The organism is Streptomyces sp. NPDC002884, from assembly GCF_040295245.1.
GTDB lineage: Bacteria > Actinomycetota > Actinomycetes > Streptomycetales > Streptomycetaceae > Streptomyces.
The window spans coordinates 1-5,001 of sequence record NZ_JBEOVB010000088.1 but is presented as its reverse complement, the minus strand read 5'-3'; the positions used below and the strand labels follow the sequence as shown (position 1 = coordinate 5,001).

Here is a 5,001-nt window from a genome sequence, read left to right as displayed (position 1 = left end):
GAGAGAGCCCCGTGAACAGCCGATGCGCCAGCACCGCCCGATTGACCATGATCGCCACAGCGAGATCTGCCATCCACCTGGCACGACACCTCACCTCACCCGCTATCACGCACCAACTCGTAACAGCAGCCAGCCCGGCCAGCCGTGGGCGTGGATCGCCTCGGGCGGGATGCCTTCGAGCGCGGCCATGGCGAGCTGGGTGTGATAGCTGGGCGCGTAGACGCCTGCGATCCACCGGGATGCCTTCTCCTTGCGGTACGCCATCTGCCCGTACCTCATGCGCTGGTGCTGCTCGGCAACACGGAGCAGGTACGCCTGCGCATTCGTCCCGCGCAGGGCCAGCAGGTAGGCCAGCGGGTGGGTTCGGCAGCGTCAGTAGTCACGGACCCATCCCTTTCGCGGGCGCGGGCGCCACCACTCTTCCGGCTCCCGGCGGGCGGGGGAAGGCCGCCCGGGAGGAACGGCAACGGGCGGCAACCACCCGCAACGGACGGCAACGCCACCGCTCTGTGCGCCAGTTGGAGCCTGCGGTGTCCTTGCACGGCTGCCCGCCAGGGCCGCGTTTCGACGACGTGTCAGGAGGACCCGATGGCGACCACACTCCCCGCAGCCGTCACGACGGCGCAGACCGGCCCGGGCGGGCGGAGGTGCTCGACCAGGTCGCCCGGCTGGCCGACCTGGAGGAGTCCGCAGTCGAGCAGATGCGGGCCGAAGCGCTGGGGGCGCCCACGCGTGGCGTCGTCGCCTACGGCGAGTACCAGTTCGGAGGCTGGTGGACCACGTCGCTGTTGAACCACTCCGACTCCGGTGACCCGCACGACGTCGTCATCGGCGACGGCCGCCCCCAGCCCACCTCCCTACTTGAGGAGATGCCGGCCACCGCGCGGTTCCTCGACTCGCTGGGGCTGAACTTCATGTACGTGCGCCTGGCCCGCCTGGAGCCGCACTCCTACCTGTGGAAACACCGCGACTACGCGGAACTGCGCGACACCGGCCGCCACCGCCTGCACTTCCCGCTCGTCACCAACCCCTCCGCCGTCCTGGTCACCGCTGGAGCCCGGGTCCACATGGCGGCCGGATCCCTGTGGCGGCTGACGCCCTCGCAGGCCCACGGAGTCTGCAACACCACCGGCCCCGACCGGATCCACCTGATCGCCGACGTCTACGTCGACGACGCCTACCAGGCCCTCGCCGCCCGCCCGCACCTGCGCGGCGGGGACGCCACGGGGCGCCCTTGCGGGAGATGACAGGCCATCGCTTGCGGAGTTCTTCGCGGTGGGGGTTGGAGTCGTAGGCCTTGTCGCCGAGCAGGGTTTCGGGGCGCTAGCGAGGACGGCCGGGGCGGCCGGCGACGGGCGGGATGCCGTCGACCAGGACCAGTGTCTGGGTGACGTCGTTGACGTTGGCCGCGGTGGTGATGACCTTGAGCGGGGTGCCGCGTCCGTCGCAGATCAGATGGTGTTTGCTGCCTACCTTGCGGTTGTAGAGGACGTAGAGGATGCCCTGCAGACAGCGCCTGTCCGCTACCGGCCGTGGCGCTGGCAACCGCTCGGGCCAGGGCGGCAGCAGCGGCTCGATCAGCGCCCACAAGTCATCGTCCACGATCCACGGCCGAGTGCTCACACCATCACGAACAGCCGAATCACCAGACCGGTCACGCCCGACCAGGACATCTCAACAAGATCGTGTTACGAGCTCATAGGGCCCACGCCCTCTTGGCCCTATGAGCTCGAGTCCAAACCCAAGCCAGCACCCCCAGCAACAAGATCAAGGCGACATGTTAATGATCTGCAGGACCTTAACTGATCACGGACAGCACTTCCTGCCACAAAACCGCTCCCAGGTCAGGCACTTCCCTGCTCGGATGGGAACCTCCTGACACGTAGCGGCCACTATCCGGGCCCAGTTTCGTCTGGTCACCCTGAACCGTAGGCCGCTTGCTGCTGTGGTTGATACTGCCGAAGCGTCACCGAGGAGATCACAGTCGCCGAGGGGGGTGTAGCCCTGCTACGCGCATGTACCCCTAAACACCGGCCCTCGACCGGTCACAGCTGGCGGTTAGCGGTCGCCGCGGTGATGCATGGCAGCGGTCAGCGTTCGGAGCAACTCTGACCTACGACATATAGATCAAGGCTGCAAGACGCATCAGATCAGGCGCACGCGGCGTTCCTCCAACATTCGGCTTTGTCCGAGCTCGGAGATGAGCTTCTCGACGCTGCCAAGAATCCATCTGTCGCGATATATTCACATGTTTCACGCTTTCAAAAAATTATCTACTGACCAGGTGTGACACGGTCCGGTTCAGGATTTGGGGCGGCTTTGCTGGTCCCCCCGCGTTGGGAACGAGCAGTTTTGGCACCTGTTTTTCCAGGCCTGATAGTCAATGGGTCGACGGCTTCGCCGGGAGCACCGACCTCGTAGTCGCCTGTGGGCTGGCTGTCGCGATCGTGAGGCAGGAGGAAAAACGTGCGGCGAGTAAACAGGCCACTGTCGGGATCGCATTCAGCATCTGAGGCTAGGTTTGTGTAGCCGACTAGACGGCCGTCGCGAGAGTAGCGAGGCTTGCCGCGGCGTTGGGTGGCCTTGTCGAGAGCTTGGCGAACGTAGTCAAAGTTTGCGGGATCTTCGAGCCACACGACGTCGACTTCGTCGGCGAGCTGGCTATCGCGCAGCATCGAGCTCATGGCTGCGGGCCCTCCTCGTGATTGTTGGCCGGGTGGCCCGGGTGGGTGGCAACTCCGCCCGTCCAGTACTACAGCCAGCACGATCCAGACTGGCAGTGTTCATGGTAAGGGCAACTGGTGCCTTGAGCAGAGTATGTATTTGGCTCATTGTTGGACACTGCTGTCGTAACTGGCTGGATCCTCCCTGTCAGCAAGGAGTGCGAGTCCAGGGTAAAGCTTGCGGTCGTTGTTCTTGATCATATCAGCGGGGGAGGCAAGTCCAACTTCCTGTCGTATTCGTGAGGCAAATGCCCGGGAGGTTGCCCTCTGAATTCCCTCCTCTGCACACCAGCGCGTGTAGGTCTCGTACAGCAGCTTTTGTTCGACGCGCAGTGCGGGATTGGGGCGTATTTCGGCGCCTAGCGTGCAGCATTCGGTGAGGAAGCGGCCAATATGGTCTTCGGTTTTCTCGTACGCCTCAGTCGCAAGGCGCACAGAAGCGGGCCCGGTCAGAGGATCTCGAGAGAACAGGTAGCGGCGGGCGCCGTCGATCAGCCACTGCAGGATCCCCGGGCCCTCGTCTCGGACCAGCTCGGCAGCCAGATTGTCGATCTTCCGATCATCGGGAACCTTCCGCTCGAATGGGATGAGCCGCATGCGCCGCCAGAATGCATATCCCCCCGTCCCCACCTCCGGTCGATGATTTCCCAGCAGCCACAACTTATGCGTGGGTGTGAAGGTGAAGAAATCCTGTCGCATCCGCCGGGCCGTGATTGCGTCTCCCCCGGTCAGCAGCTTTACCCTGCCCTCATTAAATTTATCATTTGGTTTGAGCTCACTACACACCACGATGCGCCGCCCGTGCAGTTCCGTCAGCTCTGTGGAATGCTCGGCGAACTTCCCCTTTTCCATCAGAAACCCTGGCGGGGCGGCATTGGCGTAGTCTCCAAGAATTTGCATCATCACGTCCAGCAGGACAGACTTGCCGTTGGCGCCAGAGCCATAAAGGAAAGGCAGAACCTGGCCGCCGATATCTCCGGTGACGGAGTAGCCGAGCAGTAAGTGCAAGAATGCAATCGTCTCCGTTCCTTTTTCATCGTCACCAAAGGTTTCGGTAAGGAACCGGTTCCAGCGTGGTGTTTCCATCACCTGCGGTGCGACTGTTGCGGCACGAGAATGCATGTCTGTGAGCGGATCAGGCTTGCGCAACTCACCGGATTTAAGATCGACCACGCCACCCGGAGTGCAGAGGGCATAAATATCGCCGTCAAGTACGTCCGGGTTCAGGCTGAGCCCAGGAGCAGCTTGCGCCTGCTGCAACAGAGCTTTCAATCCAGCGGTGGACTGAGTACGGCGCCGGTGTGCTTGCAACTGTACATCGGTGAATCTTCCTGATGCATCTGTCAGCGGGATCTGCTCGGCCAAGTCGCCAGCTGCCCATAGCGCCGACTTTTCGCCGCCCAGACGCTTCCATCGGTAGACGTCCCAGAAAAACCACCCGAGACCCTCCACATGGCGGAATCGGTCACCGTAGATTCGGGCGAACAGCTTGGCCATTCCGCGATCGGTCAACTCCTCCGGAAAGGCACCAGGCACATGAGGAAAGGAGGCCTCACTCACCGGACTCGATATGGCTAGGTTCTGTTTAGATCCCAGCAGAAGACGCAACTGGTCAGCAGCCCTGACCGGATCAAATCCCTGCTGGTCAAAGCCACTCATGAACGTCCTCGAGAAGCAAAGAGCCCACTTAGGGCAGAATACGCTATCACTGGCACGAAATTCCCTCAAGCCATAGTAGTCGCTGTTGAGCTGTCGAGCCGGTTACCAGGCGTCGATGAGCTCTGCCCTGGCGTCGGGGTTGAAGTACATACCAAAAGCACGGTGCACCGTGTCGACGCTCTGGATGAAGTGCGTTACCGAGGCTGTAAATCATGACGGATGCGATTAGGCGAGTTCTCAACTACAGTATTCCAGGCGCTTCTTCCAGGTCCTTTTGGCCGCTCAAGCAAGGCTAATGAGGAGGTCACCCCAGAAAACGGCTAGAATCAAAATGTCCGTGCCGTTCATCAATTTAGATCGATTGCCAGGTTTCGGAATCGACGGATGGTGATCATCGCCTGTGGGCAGTGATTTCCGCTCGTCCCATACTGCTGTGACTGCGAAGCGTTCACAGGTGAGCGGGTGGATCCGCCTGGAATCATGGCAATTGGACTTCCAGCATCATGCGTTCGCCATAGCGGGCGACTGAGCCTTTTCAGTGTGGTCACCGATCGGGTGACGTCGCTTCGGCAGCTCGGCCCGGCAAGGACAGCAACTGCCCTGCTTGGAGGCTTCGTCA

5 protein-coding genes are annotated in these 5,001 nt (G+C 61.9%); 1 reads left to right on the top strand and 4 read right to left on the bottom strand.

From position 1 onward, the window contains the following. Positions 1–105: 105 nt before the first annotated feature. Entirely contained in the window at positions 106–279 is a 174-nt protein-coding gene (locus ABT070_RS45970; RefSeq protein WP_351769316.1) for a hypothetical protein, read from the bottom strand. A gap of 368 nt (positions 280–647) precedes the next feature. Between ABT070_RS45970 and ABT070_RS45965 the strand changes: the two genes are divergently transcribed. Beyond that, the gene (locus ABT070_RS45965) at positions 648–1,247 is read left to right on the top strand and encodes an aspartyl/asparaginyl beta-hydroxylase domain-containing protein (protein WP_351769314.1); all 600 of its coding nucleotides are present in this window, start codon (positions 648–650) and stop codon (positions 1,245–1,247) included. A 76-nt stretch (positions 1,248–1,323) separates the two neighbouring features. Here ABT070_RS45965 and ABT070_RS45960 read toward each other — a convergent pair whose 3' ends face one another. The 3 genes from ABT070_RS45960 to ABT070_RS45950 form a co-directional block, all read right to left on the bottom strand. Beyond that, positions 1,324–1,602 carry a transposase gene (locus tag ABT070_RS45960; protein WP_351769312.1) on the bottom strand — a complete coding sequence of 93 codons (279 nt, stop codon included), beginning with the start codon at positions 1,600–1,602 and terminating at the stop codon, positions 1,324–1,326. A gap of 671 nt (positions 1,603–2,273) precedes the next feature. Beyond that, on the bottom strand, positions 2,274–2,684 hold the full coding sequence (locus ABT070_RS45955; RefSeq protein ID WP_351769310.1) for a DUF6009 family protein: 411 nt from the start codon (positions 2,682–2,684) through the stop codon (positions 2,274–2,276). Between the two features lie 144 nt (positions 2,685–2,828). Beyond that, positions 2,829–4,382, bottom strand: coding sequence for a DNA primase family protein (locus ABT070_RS45950; protein ID WP_351769308.1), 1,554 nt, complete (start codon positions 4,380–4,382; stop codon positions 2,829–2,831). Between the last annotated feature and the right edge of the window lie 619 nt (positions 4,383–5,001).

What these genes read in the sequence shown, in the direction of transcription:
- ABT070_RS45955 (WP_351769310.1), bottom strand. Translation starts at nt 2,684, where the DNA reads ATGAGCTCGATGCTGCGCGATAGCCAGCTCGCCGACGAAGTCGACGTC.
- ABT070_RS45950 (WP_351769308.1), bottom strand. Translation starts at nt 4,382, where the DNA reads ATGAGTGGCTTTGACCAGCAGGGATTTGATCCGGTCAGGGCTGCTGAC.
- ABT070_RS45970 (WP_351769316.1), bottom strand. Translation starts at nt 279, where the DNA reads ATGAGGTACGGGCAGATGGCGTACCGCAAGGAGAAGGCATCCCGGTGG.